Genomic DNA, 17,962 nt, shown 5'->3' with positions numbered 1-17,962 from the left:
CAAACGATGTCAAGGCTGGTTGTCATGCCGCCTTGACCTGCGATATCTCAATTATAAGGACAGTCACGTTTCCGAGAGTCGACCGACCGCACTGGCATGACAGCACCGGGCTGCGACGAGGCGGCGACAGGCACAGGAAAATGTCCACAGCCTCAACCCTCAAAAGGTCCTACGCTCTTTTAAGGTCCCGGCGGCAGGGAGCGGCAGCGGACAAGCCGAAGAAAGATGCCGTTCGCGTGCGATGCCTCTGAGGACGGATGCAGTATGGGCGGCGACGAGGCTCGCAGCGGGCACTGCAACCGGAGCAGGTTGGCACGCATTGGCCCGCGCGCCGAAGGAGCGCCCCGATCGCGTCCGCCCCGCCAGGCGCCCGGAGACAACCGAGCCCTCCGCGGGCGATGGTACTATTGCATACGAGAAACACACCGAGAATCGAGGCAGCATGAACAAGATCAGCCAACCGAAGCTCTCCCCCGGCAACCACATCTACCTGTACCGCCTGCTCCGCGACGCCATCGGCGCCGGCAAGCAGACCCTCATGCCGAACTTCGAGGAGGCCCTCGAGGCCGAGCAGCTCGGAGCCCGGAACCTGGGCTTCGAGAGCACGCGCGACCTGCTGGAGGCGCTCGACGACTTCATCAAGCTCACCGTGTTCAAGGGCGGGCGCATCTACGCCACGGTGATCGCCCAGCCCGCATGGGACGAAGCGCTCGCCGCGCCGGCCAAGCAGCCCACGGGCGGAAGCGCGAAATCGTGGAAGCGCAAGAAGGCCGACAAGTCCCTCAAGCCCGTGAAGCCCAAGCGCGTGAAGCGCGAGCAGCCCGCCGCGGAGCCGGCAACGGTCGATGAGGCGCCGGCGGCGCCCGTCGAGCCCGATGCGGCCGAGGCGCCCGACGCGGCATCTGTACCCGAGGGCGCGGACCCCTCGCCGTCGACGCCCACCGAGCACGCAGACGACGCCGAGCCCGCCGGCTCCGCCGAAGCCGCCGAGGAGCCTGCCGACGCCAAGGCGGTTGGCGACGGACACGACCCCGCGCCCGCAGGACAGCCGGCGGCAGAAGCTACCGACCAACCGGAAGAGATGACGAACCAGGCTGCCGACCATGAGCCGGAGGCCCCCCAGCCCGCCATCTCCCTCACCGTCATCTACGATCCCGAGAACGCCAACGGAGGCGTCACGACGCTCGAATCCACGCCCGGGGCCTCCCGCGCTGCGGACGAGACGGGCAGCATCCCTGCAGAAGCGAATGTCGCAGCCGGCGATGCCGGTGCATGCAAGGCCGCCGTGGCGGACACGCAAGGAGCTGCGGAAGCGGCGGGGTCGCCTGCCGCTGACGCATGCGGCCGGGATGAGAACGGGCCGGACGCCCCCGCGCGAGGCAACGCCCAGTCCGTATCGGAAACGGCTGCTGCATGCGACCCCTCCTCCATTCCCGGGCTCGCCGCCGCCTCGTCCCCGGTGGCCGCGGATGAGGCGGCGGTGCCTGCGGACGCGCCCGCATCGACGAGCGCGTCCCCGGCATCCGCCCCGGAAGCCGATTCCCCGGTGGCGAGCGACGCTCCCTCCGAAGCGGCACCCGCGCCCGTACCCGCCCACGCCGCGGCACCGGCGCCGGTACCGGTGCCGATACCCGCTCCCGCCGTGGCACCGGCGCCCGCGCCCGAGCAACCGGGCATCCCGACCGCGCGTATGCTCGCCGCGTACCCCGAAGACTTCTCCTGCGAGGTCTACTGCCCGTCGGCGCTGCTCGGCGTAGCGATGGGCACGTTGCCCCTCGGCGCCTCCGTCATGGATGCGCTCTGCGCCGCGTACGGACAGGCCCGTGAGGACGGGACGATCCGCGGCACCCGCACCCGGTTCTCCTTCGAGCTCCCCATGGACAACGGCTGCAGCGTGCTCGTCGAGGTGCGCCGCAAGGGCGGCCACGGCAGCGACTGGGCGGTGCAGTCCCTCACCTACTCCGTGAGGGGATAGCCCCGTAGCGTGCGACCCCGTCTTCCCCTCCTCAAAAAGGGGACAGGCACCGAATTGAGGCTCGGAAGCCCATGGCATACCAAAGAGGTACGCCCTCTTTGGTATGCGTCCCGAACCGACGCGACTTCGAGCGAAACCGCCCACCTCAATGTGGCGACTGTCGATTTCGAGCATAGCACGGGCAAGGGTACAGCTCCTTGCGACACACGACCCAAGCCGAAACGACCCCGCCTCAAAAAGGGGACAGGCACCGAATTGAGGTGGGCCCGCACCTTGTCCGAGAGCCCGCCAACAGACGGCGATCCCGCGCGAAGATGCACGGGACCGCCGTTGTGCGAATCTATGCCGCAAGCCGCTTAGTCGCGGGTGAGCTTGCGATGGATGCGGTGCGGGCGCGCAGCGTCCTCGCCCAGGCGCTCGATGCGGTTGGCCTGATAGCTCTCGAAGTTGCCCTCGAACCAATACCAGTTGCCGGGGTTCTCGTCCGTGCCCTCCCACGCGAGGATGTGCGTGGCCACGCGGTCGAGGAACATGCGGTCGTGGGAGATGACCACGGAGCAGCCCGGGAACTCGAGCAGCGCGCTCTCGAGCGCGGAGAGGGTCTCGACGTCGAGGTCGTTCGTGGGCTCGTCGAGCAGCAGCAGGTTGCCGCCCTGCTTGAGCGTGAGCGCGAGGTTCAGGCGGTTGCGCTCGCCACCGGAGAGCACGCCGGCGCGCTTCTGCTGGTCGGGGCCCTTGAAGCCGAAGCTCGCCACGTAGGCGCGGCTCGGGACCTCGGTCTCGCCCACGATCATGTAGTCGTTGCCGTCGGACACGACCTCCCACAGGTTCTTATCGGGGTCGATGCCGCCGCGCATCTGATCGACGTAGGAGATCTTGACGGTCTCGCCGATCTCCAGGCTGCCGCTCGTGAGCGGCTCGAGGCCCACGATGGTCTTGAAGAGCGTCGTCTTGCCCACGCCGTTGGGGCCGATGACGCCCACGATGCCGTTGCGCGGCAGGGTGAAGGACAGGTCGTCGATGAGCACGCGGCCGTCGAACTCCTTGTGCAGGTGCTCGGCGACGAGGACCTTGGAGCCCAGGCGCGGGCCCACGGGAATGCGGATGTCCGTGTAGTCGAGCTTCTGGCTCGCGCGGGCCTCGGCCTCCATCTCCTCGTAACGGGCCAGACGGGCCTTGTTCTTGGCCTGGCGGGCCTTCGGGCTGGAGCGCACCCACTCGAGCTCGGAGGCCATGCGCTTGGCGAGCTTGGCGTCGCGCTGGCCCTGGGCGGCGATGCGCGCCGCCTTGGTCTCCAGGTAGGTGGAGTAGTTGCCCTTGTACGGATAGAGGTGGCCGCGGTCGACCTCGCAGATCCACTCCGCCACGTTGTCCAGGAAGTAGCGGTCGTGGGTGACGGCGAGGACGGCGCCGGGATAGTTCTTGAGGAAGTGCTCGAGCCACAGGACGCTCTCGGCGTCCAGATGGTTGGTGGGCTCGTCGAGCAGGAGCAGGTCGGGCGCCTCGAGCAGGAGCTTGCAGAGGGCGACGCGGCGGCGCTCGCCGCCGGAGAGCACGTTCACCGGCATGTCGGAATCGGGCAGCTGCAGCGCGTCCATGGCGACGCCGAGCTTGGAATCGATGTCCCAGCCGTCGGCGGCGTCGATCTCGTCCTGCAGGCGGCCCATCTCGGCCATGAGGGCGTCCATGTCGCAATCGGGGTCGCACATCTCCTCGCCGATCTTGTTGAAGCGATCGACCTTGGCGAGAATGTCGCCGAACGCCATGCGGACGTTCTCGATGACGGTCTTGTCGTCGTCCAGCGGGGGCTCCTGCTGGAGGATGCCCACGGTGTAGCCGGGGGTGAGTCGGGCCTCGCCGTTGGACACCTCCTCGATGCCGGCCATGATCTTGAGCAGCGTGGACTTGCCCATGCCGTTGGGGCCCACGACGCCGATCTTCGCGCCCGGGTAGAACGAGAGGGAGACGTCATCCAGGATGACCTTCTCGCCGTGCGCCTTGCGCGCCTGATACATCGAGTAGATGAACTCGGCCATTGCAGCTCCGTTTCTTGCGGGGATATGCAGTCATACGGGGTCATTGTCGCATGAAACCATGAGCTGCAGGAATTCTCGATGAATTCTGCCGTAGGGGGAGCGGCGAACCGCGGTCGGGGCGCCGCTCCCCCGGCCTCAATTTAGGAACCGCCCCCAAATTGAGGTGAGCGGGAGTGCGGGCCGCTACAGCGCGGCGAAGGCCTGATCCAGGTCCCAGATGATGTCGTCGGCCGCCTCGGTGCCGATGGAGAGGCGGATGGTCGAAGGCGTGATCCCCTGCTCCGCGAGCTCCTCGGCGCTCAGTTGGGAATGGGTCGTCGTCGCAGGATGGATCACCAGGCTCTTCACGTCCGCCACGTTCGCCAGAAGGCTGAACACCCTGAGGCGGTCGATGAAGCGCCACGCATCCTCCTGCCCGCCCACGATCTCGAACGTGAAGATCGATCCGGCGCCCTTCGGGAAGTAGCGGAGGTACAGCTCGTGATCGGGATGGTCGGGCAGGCTCGGATGGTTGACCTTCGCGACATGCGGGCTCGCCTGCAGGTACTCGACCACGCGCAGCGCGTTTTGGACATGGCGCTCGATGCGCAGGGAGAGCGTCTCCACGCCCTGCAGCAGAATCCACGCGTTGAACGGCGAGATGCACGGCCCCTCGTCGCGCAGCAGGACTGCCCGCACATACGTGACGAGCGCGGCAGGACCCGCCGCATCCGCGAACGATACGCCGTGGTAGCTCGGGTTGGCATCTGCTATCTGGGGGAACTTGCCGCTCGCCGCCCAGTCGAAGGTTCCGCCGTCCACGATGACGCCGCCCAGGCTCGTGCCGTGCCCGCCGAGGAACTTCGTGGCTGAGTGCACCACGACGTCCGCCCCGTGCTCGAGAGGCCGGATGAGATACGGCGTGCCGAAGGTGTTGTCCACCACCACAGGCAGGGCGTGCGCGTGCGCGAGCTCGGCGACGGCGTCGATATCGGGGATATCCGAGTTGGGATTGCCCAGGGTCTCGAGGTAGACGAGCGTCGTCTCTGGGCGGATGGCGGCTTCGACCTCGGCAAGATCGTGGATATCGACGAAGGTCGTCTCGACGCCGAAATCCGCAAGCGTGTGCGCGAGCAGGTTGTACGTACCGCCGTAGATGGTCTTCTGCGCAACCACGTGGGCACCGGCGCGGGCAAGGGCCTGGATGGTCAGCGTGATGGCCGCAGCGCCCGAGGCCACGGCGAGCGCGGCAACACCGCCCTCGAGCGCCGCGACGCGCTCCTCCAGCACCGCCTGGGTGGAGTTGGTCAGGCGTCCGTAGATGTTGCCGGCGTCGGCCAGACCGAAGCGGTCGGCAGCATGCTGGGAATCGCGGAACACGTAGCTGGTCGTCTGGTAGATGGGCACCGCGCGGGCGTCGGTCGCGGGATCGGGCTGCTCCTGGCCCACATGCAGCTGCAGGGTGTCGAAAGCGAAGACGTGCTCTGAGGTGTCGGTAAACGTGCTCATGAGATGCTCCTATCGGGCTGTGATTGCGCACGAGAGCGCGCGGTGAATCGGGAATTCGGGTCTCCCGGCCGCAGCCCGCAGCATCTTGGGGACGTCACCGCGTAGATCGCGACGAGGTGCGGTGCGGTGCCGATGCGGCAGGCGGTATGGGCAGCCGAGAGGACGGCATTCGCAGCATTCGCATCGGTGTGCACCTCCCTTTTATTTCCTACCTGTTTGGTGTGTTGCTGGCGAGCATGGTACGTGACGGACGGGGACGCGTCAATCGCGCGGCCCGCTTCGTTGCAAGCTTGTTTCCCGATGGCGGCGAGGGCGTCGGCTATCGCGTCTCGCCCACCGGGGCGCACGGCATCTCACGTCCATCGAGACGCCCGTGGAGCCGCATCGCATGGCCCCGTCCCGCAGCGCTCTCGTTCATGCCGGCTGCGCGCCGACAGCCCGCCGTCTCCGTGCGCGCCGCGCCGGGCTGTCCGCTTCAGGGCGCAAGACGGTATCATCGATGCCGTTCAACGCTCTTGCAAAGGCATCCCCATGACGAGACACCGCTTCGCGCGCATACGGTCCTTCCTCGCATCCGAGACCGTGCTGGTCATCGCCGCCCTGGCGGCACTCGTCTCCATGGCCGCGCTGCCGCTCACCCCGAAGACCGCCGGCGTCTACGCCGGCTACATCGACATGCGCACCATAGGCCTGCTGTTCTGCCTCATGACCGTTGTGGCGGGATTCGGACGAGCCGGACTCCTCGAACGCGTTCGCGACTGGCTCATGGGCCGCGTGAGCTCCGCCCGCAGCCTGGCGTTCGTGCTCATGAACGTCGTGTTCGCGAGCTCGATGCTCGTGACCAACGACGTCGCGCTCATCACGTTCGTCCCGCTCGCCCTGGCGCTCTTCCTCGGCGCGAGCCCCCGCGCCACCATAGCGACCGTCGTCGCGCTCACCGTCGCCGCCAACCTGGGCTCCATGTGCACGCCCATCGGCAACCCGCAGAACATCTATCTCGTCTCCGCCTTCGGGATGGACCTGGGCACCTTCTTCGCGACGATGCTCCCCTTCGACGCCGTCGGCTACCTGGCGTGCGCGGCGCTCGTCCTGTTCGTCCCCGCCGAGTACATCGCGACGGAGCGCGAGCTCGGACCCTCCCCCATCGACCGTAAGCTGCTCGCCCTGTACCTGCTGCTCTTCCTGATCTGCCTTGCCTGCGTGGGTCATCTCGTCGGATGGGGGGGTGCTGCGTCGCCGTGGTCGCCGGCTGCCTCGCACTCGACCGGCGCGTCTTCGCCGCCGTCGACTACAGCCTGCTCGCGACGTTCGTGTGCTTCTTCGTATTCGTGGGAAACCTTAAGCACGTCGAGCCCGTGGTCACGCTCGTGGGCGACATGATCCGGAGACGGGAGGTCATGGTGTCCGCACTCGCGAGCCAGGTCATCAGCAACGTGCCCGCCGTGATCATGCTTTCGGGATTCACCGACAACGCGCGTGCGCTGCTCGTCGGCACCAACATCGGGGGCCTCGGGATGCCGGTCGCCAGCCTGGCGAGCCTCATCTCGCTGCGTATCTACGCCAAGATGCCCCATGCTCGGACAGGTCGCTACCTTGCCTGGTTCACCGCCGCGAACATCGTGCTGCTCGTGCCGCTGCTTGCTCTCGCGCCGTTCTTGATGGGCTAGCCGACGGGCGTCCCCTTCTTGACAGACCTGAGACACGCCGTCGCGCCGAGAGGGCGCGTCCCCTCTGACGCGAGGGCCCTGTCGCCCGCCGCGGAACCGGGTCTCGGATTGAGACCTCAATTCGGTGCCTGTCCCCTTTTTGAGCCTGTCCCCTTTCTGAGCGCGGAGCCGGCGTGAAAAAGAAGAAGGACGCCCGATCACTCGGGCGCCCTTGCAGCGAATCAACTGGACAAGCGACTCTTACATACCCTCGTGGAAGGTACGGGAGATGACCTCGTCCTGCTGCTCCTTGGTGAGGTTGTGGAAGTTGACCGCATAGCCGGACACGCGGATGGTGAGCTGCGGGTACTTCTCGGGGTGGGCCTGGGCGTCGAGCAGCGTGTCGCGGTTGAACACGTTGACGTTCAGGTGGTGACCACCCTTCTCGGTGTAGGCATCGAGCATGCCCACGAGGTTATCGGCCTGTACCTGGGGGACGTCTGCAACCTTCATGTGTGCCTCCTTGATCGGATGCGCGCGGGCAGCCTCGCCTCTCTCGTCGATTCGCTCCGCGCAAAGTGTTACTAGGATTATATCCTATAGATGGTGCCTCGCGGGTGTCTTTCTGCACCCGCGAGGCACCGGGACGGACCCGCGCGCCATCAGCGCACCGAGGGCCCGTCCGCCGTTTGCGGCTACTCGCCGTCGACAGCGCCCTCGGGCGCCGAGGAGTCGGTGCAGTCGCAGCATGCCACGGGGTTCTCGATCTGGATGTCGCCGGTGAGGTCCAGGTCGCCGAAGAACACCTGGTCCTCCTTGCCGAGCGCGCCCGGCACGATGGAGAAGGTGTTGGAGATGCCGTCCTGGGCGTCGCGGAACGGGAGCTTGGACACGGAGGACAGCGAGGCGATGGCGCCGTGGGTGTCGCGCTGGTGCATGGGGTTGGCTCCCGGGGCGAACGGCACGCCGGCCTTGCGGCCGTCAGGCGTGGCACCGGTCTTCTTGCCGTACACGACGTTGGAGGTGATGGTGAGCACCGAGGTCGTGGGCACGGAGTTGCGATACGTGTCGTTCATGCGGATGTACTCCATGAACTGATGCACGATGTCGTGGGCGATGACGTCGACGCGATCGTCGTCGTTGCCGTACTTGGGGAAGTCGCCCTCGATCTCGAAGTCCACGATGACGCCCTGCTCGTCGCGAACCGGGTGCACCTTGGCGTACTTGATCGCGGAGAGGGAGTCGGCAACGACGGAGAGGCCGGCGATGCCCGTGGCGAACCAACGATGGACGTGCTTGTCGTGCAGGGCCATCTGGATGCGCTCGTAGCAGTACTTGTCATGCATGTAGTGGATGATGTTCAGCGAGTTGACGTACACGCCGGCCAGCCACTGCATCATGTCCTTGTACTTGCTCATGACGTCGTCGTAATCGAGCGTGTCGCCCTCGACGGCGCGGTACTTCGGGCCGACCTGCTTCTTGGAGACCTCGTCGACGCCGCCGTTGAGCGCGTAGAGGAGGCACTTGGCCAGGTTGGCGCGAGCGCCGAAGAACTGCATCTCCTTGCCGACGCGCATGGAGGACACGCAGCAGGCGATCGCGTAGTCGTCGCCGTGGTAGACGCGCATGAGGTCATCGTTCTCGTACTGGATGGACGAGGACGCGATGGAGGTCTTGGCGCAGAACTCCTTGAAGCCCTTGGGCAGGCGGGTGCTCCACAGGACGGTGAGGTTCGGCTCGGGGCTGGTGCCCATGTTCTCCAAGGTGTGGAGATAGCGGAAGCTCATCTTGGTGACGAGGGTGCGGCCGTCGACGCCCATGCCGCCGATGGACTCGGTGACCCACTGCGGGTCGCCGGAGAAGAGGTTCTGGTACTCGGGGGTGCGGGCGAACTTGACCATGCGCAGCTTCATGATGAAGTGATCCACGAACTCCTGGATCTGCTCCTCGGTGAAGGTGCCGTTAGCGAGGTCGCGCTCGGCGTAGATATCGATGAAGGTCGAGGTGCGGCCGATGGACATGGCGGCACCGTTCTGCTCCTTGACGGAAGCGAGGTAGCCGAGGTACATCCACTGGATGGCCTCCTGCGTGTTAGCGGCGGGGCGGGAGATGTCGAAGCCGTAGATGCGGCCGAGCTCCTTGAGCTCGCCGAGGGCGCGGATCTGCTCCTGCAGCTCCTCGCGGTCGCGGATGTTCTCCTCGGTCATGACGACCGGGGTGGAGGCCTTCTGCTGCTCCTTGTCGCGGATCAGCGCGTCGACGCCGTAGAGGGCCACGCGGCGGTAGTCGCCGATGATGCGGCCGCGGCCGTAGCCGTCGGGCAGGCCCGTGATGATGTGGGCGGAGCGGCAGGCGCGCATCTCGGGGGTGTAGACGTCGAAGACGCCGGCGTTGTGGGTCTTGCGCTCGTAGGTGTACTCGTGCACGACGTCGGGGTCGATCTCGTAGCCGTGCTGGGCCGCAGCCTGCATGGAGATGCGGATGCCGCCGTTGACGTGCAGCGCGCGCTTCAGGGGCTTGTCGGTCTGGAGGCCGACGATGGTCTCGAGCTCGGGGTGCTCGGCATCGATGTAGCCGGCCTGGTGGCTGGTGATGCCGGTGATGACCTTGGTGTCCATATCCAGGACGCCGCCCTGCTCGCGCTCCTTGAGCATGAGGCCCATGACCTCGTCCCAAAGCTTGACGGTGCGCTCGGTCGGACCGGCCAGGAAGGACTCGTCACCCTCGTAGGGGGTGTAGTTCTTCTGGATGAAGTCGCGGACGTCGACCTCGATCTGCCAGTTGCCTCCGTTGAAGCCTTCCCATGCTTCCTGCATTGAATAACCACGCTCCTCGCGGGTCGTGTGCGGACACGAGCAGACGAGCCGCACTGCCAATTGGGAGTGTCTCCCGAGGAGCGCTGAGGTGCGCAAAGCCTGCAAACGGTAGCCGTCTCTCTCATACGGACCGTCGCAATGTGCCTTCCACACAGCGTTTTCAACCGCTCACCGAGAATACGTAGCGAGCATAGCACAGTTTTTACGTTCTGATTACAAGTCAACTTGAGCAAACTTACCGAATCTTGCTCTTTCGCTGTTTCTCCCGGACAGCGCCGCGGGACGGGCGGGACCGTCAAAGACCGTCGGGTCGCCTACAGCTTGCGCAATGAGCGGACCGACCTCAGAGACTCGACGATTTCAGGCAAGCACGTTCCCGCCTGGGCCTGCACCGCCGCCTCGAAGGCGCCTTCGACGAAGGGGCAATCCACCACGACGCAGCGCGGATCGGGCCGATCGGCGAGCACCATGCGCGACGTGAGCGCCGAGGACCCCAGGTCGGGAATCAAGATGACGCCGTCGACCGTGCGGGACGGGACGGAAGCATCCGGAAGGGGCGCCCGCTCCGCGGAATCCCCTCCAACAAGATCGAAGCTGCGCAGGGCCTCGACGACCTTGCCGTAGCTTGCACCGAACCCGCCCGACCGGTTGCCCCCCGCGAGCGCGACCGGGACGTCCGGCGCGCAGGCGGCGATGAATTCCGCCGTCGCCTGGGCGAGCGAGGGCGTATGCGAGACGAGTACGATGCCGATCATGGGCCTTCCTTTCCGTGCAGCATCCATGGTACCCGCACGGAGCCCTCTCATGCAGCCGAAACGGCAACGCGTCGGCGCACACGGGCGACGGCGCCGGCGGGCGCGGACTTCCCTGAAGCGGCACCCGCGCGCCAAAGGGGTATGTCCCTTTTGGCGCGCCTGAATCTGCGACGGGCTGGGAACCGGCTTCCCCGATGCCACCGTGGGGACAGTCGCACCCGGAATCCACCGCCGAAATGGGCGCGGGCTTCCCCAATGCCGCCGTGGGGAAGGTTGCGCCCAGAATCGCGCCTCGGAATGGACACAGGCTTCCCCATAATCCGTTTGGGGACGGTTGTACCCAAAATCGGCACCCGCGTGCCAAAGGGGCACGTCCCCATTGGCACGCCCCCGGCGCGCTGCGTCCCCCGACCTGCCGCGTCTCCGTCGTTTGCGTATGGATTGTGGATTCCCCGGAACATGGGGGCGGTTCGGCATAAGCGGAGGACGCGCGCGGTACAAGCAGGGTGGTGCTCAATAGACGCCGGATACCCGGCGGCAGGAAACGGAGCTGATACACCATGCGCCACAAGAAGATGGCATCCAAGACCGACGACTCCCCTCACCTCGCCCAGAAGGTGACCCAAAGCGTGCGTACACTCAAGCGCGCCTACGCGAGCGCCTGGCGAACGAACCTCAAGAAGGCGGCTGCCGCCCAGAAGGAGCCGACGGAAGACACCGTCTGGAGGCCTCGCCCCTACGCCGCATCGATCTAGGGAACACCGGCCTGCGCCGATTTCACGCTTCCCCCCTCGCCGCCCCGCGCCACACGCCGCGGGGCGGTTTTTCATACATCGGGTGGACACAGCCGTCGACCGCTCCGCCCGTCGCGCCGGATCGGACCGGGAGCTCCCCGCGCCCGACAAGAGGGCGGGCACGCCGAAGCGCGCGCCTGGGAGGATGGCCCTCTTGGAAGCCCTATGCCCTGACCCGAAGAGCCTGGCGGCCCACCGAGCCTTGAATCGGCCCGTTAGCCCTTGTACACGATGCGGCCGTCGGAGACCGTGTAGAGCACCTTGGACTCGTTGATCTCCATGTGGTCGATATCGAGGAGGTTCTTGTCCAGGACCACGATGTCAGCCTTCTTGCCGACCTCGATGGTGCCGACCATGTCCTCCATGAAGTTCTGGTACGCGGAGTTCTTGGTGTAGATCTCCATCTTCTGGTACGGCGCGAGCGCCTGGGCGGGCCAACGGGTCATGTCGGTCTCCTCCTCGCCCTCGAACGGGCTGTTGCGCGTGATGCCGATCTCCAACTCGTCGGTCACCACGTACGGGGTCACCGGGGTATCCGACGCGCCCGTGATGTGGACGCCGGCCTCGTGCATCTTCTTGACCGGGTACATGGCGGCGGCGCGCTCCTTGCCGATGTAGGAGACCTCGAGCTCGTAGAGCGGGTCGCCGTACATCCACAGGAACTGCAGCGAGGCGATGATGTCGTTGTCCGCCATGCGCTGGATGTCCTCGTCGGTGATGGCGCACACGTGCGTGATGGTGTGGCGATGATCGCGATCGCCGTTGGCCTCGATGGCCTCGAGATAGGAATCGATCGTGCGCTTGACGGCGCCGTCGCCGATCGCATGCACGTGGATCTGCAGGCCGGCGCGTCGAAGTCCTTGACCATCTGCTTAAACTGCTCTTCCGGCCAGATGGGCTCACCATACCAATCGGGACCGAGACCGACGGACTCGCGCATATGGCCCATCGCAGGAACGCTTTGGAAGAACATTCGAACCTGCGGCCTTGTGGAACAAAAACGCAGCCGGTTTGCACTTGGCCTATGCACGGTATATTGCCTTGCGGAAATCGCCGATCTCGCGCTCCCCTCCCCCTATGCACGAAGCATCCCCTTCGAGGTTATGGGCCTGATGTTTACCCTGATCGGCATCGCTTACCTGGCGCTACGTGCATGCGGCGTGCAGCAAGCGACGCGCGACCTGCAGCCCATCGCCTTCGCCAACCGCTACGGGCTCACGCGGCGCGAGGAGGAGCTGCTCTGCTTGCTTGTCGCCGGCAGAACGAACCGCGAAATCGGTGAGGAGCTGACCATCTCGATCGGCACGGTCAAGACGCACGTACACCACATCTACGAGAAGGTCGGCGTGTCCTCGCGCGAAGAGCTGCGCGACCGCATGCAAACGGAAACGATCGGGGCGAAATCCACCGAATAGGCCCTCCACAGCGACCGCATGCGACCCGTATAGGGGGTCCGTCCCGGCTCTCACCCCCGAAGTGAGTGGAAAATGACGGGCGCCTCCGGTACACTTTCTCATGATAAAGTGATCAACTGGGGATTCTCAGGCCAAATCGGACCCCTGGCGGCCGGCTAGCGAGACAGCTTGCAAAAATCCACTCACTTCGAGGGTGAGAGGATTCTTCCGACCCCTCCCCGCCATGAACGGACAGGCAACGATCGGGTCGGCGCCTCAAAATCGAAGGATGCGATCGCCGGCCAAAGCCCCCGCCATGAAAAGAAGCGCCCGTCACCGCACCTGTCGATGCGGTGACGGGCGCTTCATAAGCTTACGCCCACAAGAAAAACGCGCGCCGCCACGCACCGCCCTCGCACGACGGCGCCAATCCGATATGCACGTTAGGCCTCGTAGACGATCTTTCCGCCAGAAACGGTCAGCTCGGAGACCGTGTCGAGCACCTCGGCGGGCTCGCACTCAAAGAGGTTACGCGACAGCACGCATACGTCGGCCTCCTTGCCCACGGCGAGCGTACCCAAACGATCCTCGACGCCCATGGCGTATGCGGATCCATACGTGTAGGCGCGCAGGGCCTCTGCCATGGTGATGCGCTCCTCGGGGAACCAGCCCTCGGGGTTGGATCCATCCTCGAGCATACGGTAGACCGCGCCGTAAACCTCCTCCATGGGCTCGATCCCGACAACCGGAAAGTCGGACCCCAGGCTCACGTTCGCACCCGAGGCCAACAGACTGCGGATGGGCCAGGAGAGCGCCGCGCGGTCGGGACCGACCGCATCGTCCTTGGCGAGATCCCCCATGTCGAGCAGCATGTGCCAGGGCTGCATACACGGAGAGATCCCAAGCTGGGCGAAGCGCGGCAGGTCCTCGGGCTGGACCGTCTCGTCGTGCTCCATGCAGTGGCGAATGCCCCGCTTGCCGTAGAGACGCTCGGCCTCCTCGAAGCAGTCGAGTACGTAGCGCACGGAGCGGTCGCCGATGGCGTGAATGCGCGTCGGAACGCCCCACTCGCACGCCTTGAGCATCGCCGTGCGAACATGCTCGGGATCCTCGGCGGGCTCACCGGCGTTGCCCGGCGCGTTGCTGTAGTCGTCGAGCATCCACGCCGTGTGATCTGAGCACACGCCGTCGATGAACTGCTTGAAACCGTTCCACTCGATGGTCGAGCCGGGGAAGTCGTACTTGGCGCGGATCTCGTCGAGCGTCATGGTCTCGACCTCGAAGAGGTCGGTGTACATGAACACGCGCAGCGGGAACTCGCCCGCGCGGTTCATGTCCGCGAACACGCGATATGGGTCCTCGAGGCTCACGAACGTGGGGTTGACCGCGCCCACGGACGTGATGCCGTACGACACCGCGCGCCGGGCCGTCTTGGCAAAGGATTCCTTGGCGCGCTCCAGCGGCGGGTTGTAGACCTGGTCCATGAACAGGGCGCCGGCGTTGTTGGAGAAGATGCCGGTGAGGTCGCCGTTCTCATCCTTCAGGATCTTGCCGCCTACCGGATCGGGCGTGTCGCGCGTGACGCCGACCTTCTCGATGGCGCAGGTGTTGGCACTGAACGTGTGCATGTCGACTTGCGAGAGGAACACCGGGCGATCGGAGATGTAGACGTCGATCATCTTCGCCGACGGCATCTCGGGAACCTCCCATTGGAACTGGATGGCTTGGACGCCCACGAGCCATTCGTTGTCGGGATGGCTCTCGGCGAAGGCCCGCATGCGCTCCATCACCTGCTCGAAACTCGTGCAGTCGATGAGGTTGACGCAGAAGTCGGGGTCGGTGGTCATCGCGCCTTGCGCGAAATGCGTATGGGAATCGATGATGCCCGGCATGATGAGCCTGTCGCCGAACTCGCGCACGTCGGTATCGGGCCCGATGAACGGAGCGAGGTGCAGGTCATCCCCGCACGCAACGATCTTGCCGTCGGCGATCGCGACACCGCCCCTGAACGGGGAAAGACCGTCCCCGGTGAACACCGCGTCGCTCTTGAGGACCAATTCGGCCTGAACTACCTGAGACATAGAATTACCTCCTAAGAATCGATGGAAACGCCGGCCGCGGAGCACGCGGCAGATGTTGTCCGCGTGCCATCCGCCGAACCGGGACCTACGCCTGTCCGTGCTCGAGCGCGTTCAGGCGCTTCATCTCGTACGCCATGAACGCAAGGGTCAATACGAACGTCAGGACGTCGGCGACGGGCTGCGCCCACCACACGCCCTCGACGCCCATCATGCCGCCGAGCACGTACACCGCGGGAATCGTGAACACGATGTAGCGGGCGATGCCGAGAACGGTTGCGATGCCGACCTTCTCGACGCACTCGAAGTAGCTGGAGATGACCTGGCTCGACCAGCCGAGGGCGCCGAGCAGGATGACGATGCGCGTGGCGTCGGCGGAAACCGTCGCGAGCTCGGGATCGCCGGCGAACAGCAGGCACACGGGGTAGGCGCCGAACCACAAGGCGACCGTGAGGACGGCCACGACGCCGACCTGGACCACGAGCGAGGTCTTGACGAGCTCCTTGAGGCGGCCGTAGGCCTTGGCGCCGGCGTTGTACGCGGCGATGGGCTGGACACCGAAGGTGATGGCCTGAACGACCATCATGATGATGTAGACCACGTAGCCGTTGATGACCGCGAACGCAGCGATATCGAGGCTGGATCCAAGGACGCCCAGCTGGTTGTTGACCACGGTGGTGTACACGGAGCTTGCAGCCTGGAGCAGGAACAGGGGCGTACCGACCTTGATGATCTGAAGGCAGAGCTTGGGCTCGAGCTTGATATCGGATGCCTTGATCTGGAAGACGGAGCGCTTGCCGCCCACGAAGTAGTAGATGACCGCGAACCAGATGCCGATCGAGAGACCGTAGTAGATGCCGGCGCCGGTAACGCCGAACTTGAACACGAACGTCGACGCGGCGAGCCACAGGATCGCGACGACGGCGGAGACCATCTGGATGGTCGCCGCGGCTTTCGGCTTCTCATCGATGCGGAGCATGCCGCAGAGCATCTGACCGATCACGCAGAACGGCAGGCACAGCAGGAACACGCGGATGGCGCCCACCGAGTCGTCGAAGATGTCGGGCGTGGCGCCCAGGAAGCCCACGAGCTGCGGGGTGAAGAGCTCGGCGAGCGCGACGAGCACGACGATGAGCACCGTCGTGAGCCAGAAACCCTGGGAGAACGCATGGCTCGCGCCCTCCTTGTCGCCGGCGCCCAGGCGCGCCCCAGCGACCGTCGACACGCCCACGGCGAGCGCGCTGCCGAGCGCGACGTTCAGCAGCTCGATCGACATGATGATGGACACGCAGGCCAGCCCATGGGAGCCCAGCCCGTTGCCCATGATGATGCCCTCGATGATGACCATGATGATCTGGGCGAGCATGCCCATGAACGCGATGGAGCTGTACTTGATGAACAGCTTGGGAACCGGCGATGTGCCGAGTTCGCGGTCTTCCGCCTCCTCGACTGCCCTGGTCTCGACTTCCTCCGCCATCTGATGCCTCCTTCATGTTGCCTCGCACGGACCGCAGGGGCCGTGCCCGTTGACATCACTGTATGAAGAAGGCGCTCAGCGCCGAAATACCAGACTGCAGGCGGTCGGGTTAACCCGGTTTACATGGTTTACCTGCGGAAAGTAATACGATGACATACCGTTCGCGGAACCTGAGATCCCTGCGGTGAGACCATGGGCGGTCCTGCGGGCACGCAGCTACCTCCGCCAGAACGCATCCAGCAAGTCTGCGCGCGCGTTCACGCCGACCTTGCCATATATTCGATGCAGATGGGCTTTGACCGTGCCGGGGGAAATGACCAGCTCGCTTGCGATTCCCTGGACGTCCGCCCCGCGCACGAGCAGGTCGAGCACCTCGACCTCGCGCTTGGAGAGCTTGTGCGCCTCAGCGAAGAGCGCGAGCTTCGAGGCGACGTCTCCCCCATCCATCGAGACGGCTCCCCCGCCCAAATCCCCTTCGTTCGGGTGCCGGGCATAGACCGAGAAGATCTCCCGATACCTGCGGAAAAGCTGCACCGCCGTGGCGACCATAAGCACGTTTTCCGAGATGTTGCGCTCTTGCAAATGCCAGAAGAACGAGCCGGCCGCCACGCTGTCCGCCGGAGGATGGATGATCAAGATCATGAGCGTATCCTCAACGATGACGCAAAGGATCAGCGCCGCGGCGACGTTGAAGAAGGTGCGCGAGCGCTCGAGATCGAGCTTCACGGCACGAGAATCCGTGAGCCGATACCGAACGCCGGCGAACACCAAACACGCAAGAAGCGCCATGTCGCGCGTAAGCCAATACAGATACTGCTGAACCGTCCCGGACGCACCGGAACGCGGCACGAACACTAGCATGAGCACGCCGACCGGGACGACGAACGTCATAATCCGATCCAGCTTCACCTCAACGTGCGTACGCAACAGCACCCAAACCCAAAGGCACAGCAGAATGGTAAGACCCAGCACCAGACTGGGAACCGGATGGGTGAGCGGCTGCTCAAACGTAACCAGATAGTCGTGCTTGTTGCGCGCGTACTCGTCAAAGAAGATGAGCGAAAGGTCGAGGCCGTAAACTGCATACCCAAGCGCAGCGACCACGCAGTCTCTGCGCCGGGTCATGAGCCAGACGACCAGGGAGACCGAGCATGCGACCAAAGCGACGCCAATCAACATGACCGTATAGAAGAAGAACAGCAGATTCATCGGTTCCCGTCCTCCCGCCACGCGTGCTTCCGCACGGCACCACATCCTCCACAGCGACCGCATGCGACCCGTATAGGGGGTCCGTCCCGGCTCTCACCCCCGAAGTGAGTGGAAAATGACGGACGCCTCCGGTACACTTTCCCATGATAAAGTACTCAACTGGGGGTCCTCGGGTCAAATTGAACCCCTGGCGGCCGGCTAGTGAAACAGTCCGCCAAAATCCACTCACTTCGGGGGTGAGAGGATTCTTCCGGCCCCCTTCGCGTCGCCGCCAGACAACCGAGGACGCCTATC

Annotated in this window: 13 protein-coding genes and 1 pseudogene; 5 read left to right on the top strand and 9 right to left on the bottom strand. The window is 65.1% G+C overall.

Annotated elements, in window-relative coordinates; genetic code table 11:
• The first annotated feature begins 442 nt into the window (after nt 1-442).
• Complete coding sequence (locus tag BQ7355_RS05250; protein WP_072415245.1) at nt 443-1,975, top strand: hypothetical protein; 1,533 nt, start codon at nt 443-445, stop codon at nt 1,973-1,975.
• A gap of 356 nt (nt 1,976-2,331) precedes the next feature.
• On the opposite strand, the gene ettA is transcribed toward BQ7355_RS05250, so the two are convergent.
• Nucleotides 2,332-4,011: an energy-dependent translational throttle protein EttA gene (gene ettA, locus BQ7355_RS05245; protein WP_072415244.1), complete on the bottom strand. Its 1,680-nt coding sequence runs from the start codon at nt 4,009-4,011 to the stop codon at nt 2,332-2,334.
• 183 nt (nt 4,012-4,194) lie between these two features.
• Nucleotides 4,195-5,499, bottom strand: coding sequence for an O-acetylhomoserine aminocarboxypropyltransferase/cysteine synthase family protein (locus tag BQ7355_RS05240; protein ID WP_072415243.1), 1,305 nt, complete (start codon nt 5,497-5,499; stop codon nt 4,195-4,197).
• 531 nt (nt 5,500-6,030) lie between these two features.
• On the opposite strand from BQ7355_RS05240, the gene BQ7355_RS05235 reads away from it, so the two are divergent.
• Together BQ7355_RS05235 and BQ7355_RS09370 are read left to right on the top strand one after the other, a co-directional pair.
• Complete coding sequence (locus tag BQ7355_RS05235) at nt 6,031-6,879, top strand: SLC13 family permease (RefSeq protein ID WP_240307325.1); 849 nt, start codon at nt 6,031-6,033, stop codon at nt 6,877-6,879.
• The gene (locus BQ7355_RS09370) at nt 6,828-7,166 is read left to right on the top strand and encodes a hypothetical protein (RefSeq protein ID WP_240307324.1); all 339 of its coding nucleotides are present in this window, start codon (nt 6,828-6,830) and stop codon (nt 7,164-7,166) included. The genes BQ7355_RS05235 and BQ7355_RS09370 overlap by 52 nt, the downstream gene beginning before the upstream one ends.
• Before the next feature lie 240 nt (nt 7,167-7,406).
• On the opposite strand, the gene grcA3 is transcribed toward BQ7355_RS09370, so the two are convergent.
• From grcA3 to BQ7355_RS05220, 3 genes are all read right to left on the bottom strand, one after another.
• Nucleotides 7,407-7,658 carry an autonomous glycyl radical cofactor GrcA3 gene (grcA3, locus tag BQ7355_RS05230; RefSeq protein ID WP_072415242.1) on the bottom strand — a complete coding sequence of 84 codons (252 nt, stop codon included), beginning with the start codon at nt 7,656-7,658 and terminating at the stop codon, nt 7,407-7,409.
• Nucleotides 7,659-7,840: 182 nt separating this feature from the next.
• Entirely contained in the window at nt 7,841-9,961 is a 2,121-nt protein-coding gene (gene pflB / locus BQ7355_RS05225; protein ID WP_072415241.1) for a formate C-acetyltransferase, read from the bottom strand.
• 314 nt (nt 9,962-10,275) lie between these two features.
• Nucleotides 10,276-10,716 carry a PTS-dependent dihydroxyacetone kinase phosphotransferase subunit DhaM gene (locus tag BQ7355_RS05220; RefSeq protein ID WP_072415240.1) on the bottom strand — a complete coding sequence of 147 codons (441 nt, stop codon included), beginning with the start codon at nt 10,714-10,716 and terminating at the stop codon, nt 10,276-10,278.
• Between the two features lie 560 nt (nt 10,717-11,276).
• Here BQ7355_RS05220 and BQ7355_RS05215 point away from each other — a divergent pair.
• Nucleotides 11,277-11,471 carry a hypothetical protein gene (locus BQ7355_RS05215; protein WP_072415239.1) on the top strand — a complete coding sequence of 65 codons (195 nt, stop codon included), beginning with the start codon at nt 11,277-11,279 and terminating at the stop codon, nt 11,469-11,471.
• Nucleotides 11,472-11,725: 254 nt separating this feature from the next.
• Here the strand turns inward: BQ7355_RS05215 and BQ7355_RS05210 are convergent.
• Nucleotides 11,726-12,355, bottom strand: a pseudogene (locus tag BQ7355_RS05210) (amidohydrolase family protein); the annotation flags it as partial.
• 144 nt (nt 12,356-12,499) lie between these two features.
• Here BQ7355_RS05210 and BQ7355_RS05205 point away from each other — a divergent pair.
• Nucleotides 12,500-12,925: a helix-turn-helix transcriptional regulator gene (locus BQ7355_RS05205; RefSeq protein ID WP_205407569.1), complete on the top strand. Its 426-nt coding sequence runs from the start codon at nt 12,500-12,502 to the stop codon at nt 12,923-12,925.
• 422 nt (nt 12,926-13,347) lie between these two features.
• On the opposite strand, the gene BQ7355_RS05200 is transcribed toward BQ7355_RS05205, so the two are convergent.
• The 3 genes from BQ7355_RS05200 to BQ7355_RS05190 form a co-directional block, all read right to left on the bottom strand.
• The gene (locus tag BQ7355_RS05200; protein WP_083581584.1) at nt 13,348-14,985 is read right to left on the bottom strand and encodes an amidohydrolase; all 1,638 of its coding nucleotides are present in this window, start codon (nt 14,983-14,985) and stop codon (nt 13,348-13,350) included.
• 85 nt (nt 14,986-15,070) lie between these two features.
• Nucleotides 15,071-16,459: an MATE family efflux transporter gene (locus BQ7355_RS05195; RefSeq protein ID WP_072415236.1), complete on the bottom strand. Its 1,389-nt coding sequence runs from the start codon at nt 16,457-16,459 to the stop codon at nt 15,071-15,073.
• Between the two features lie 216 nt (nt 16,460-16,675).
• Nucleotides 16,676-17,668, bottom strand: coding sequence for a helix-turn-helix domain-containing protein (locus BQ7355_RS05190; RefSeq protein WP_072415235.1), 993 nt, complete (start codon nt 17,666-17,668; stop codon nt 16,676-16,678).
• Nucleotides 17,669-17,962: the final 294 nt, after the last annotated feature.

Origin of the sequence: Collinsella phocaeensis (assembly GCF_900119895.1) — a bacterium.
GTDB lineage: Bacteria > Actinomycetota > Coriobacteriia > Coriobacteriales > Coriobacteriaceae > Collinsella > Collinsella phocaeensis.
This window is presented reverse-complemented; position numbering and strand designations above follow the sequence as displayed.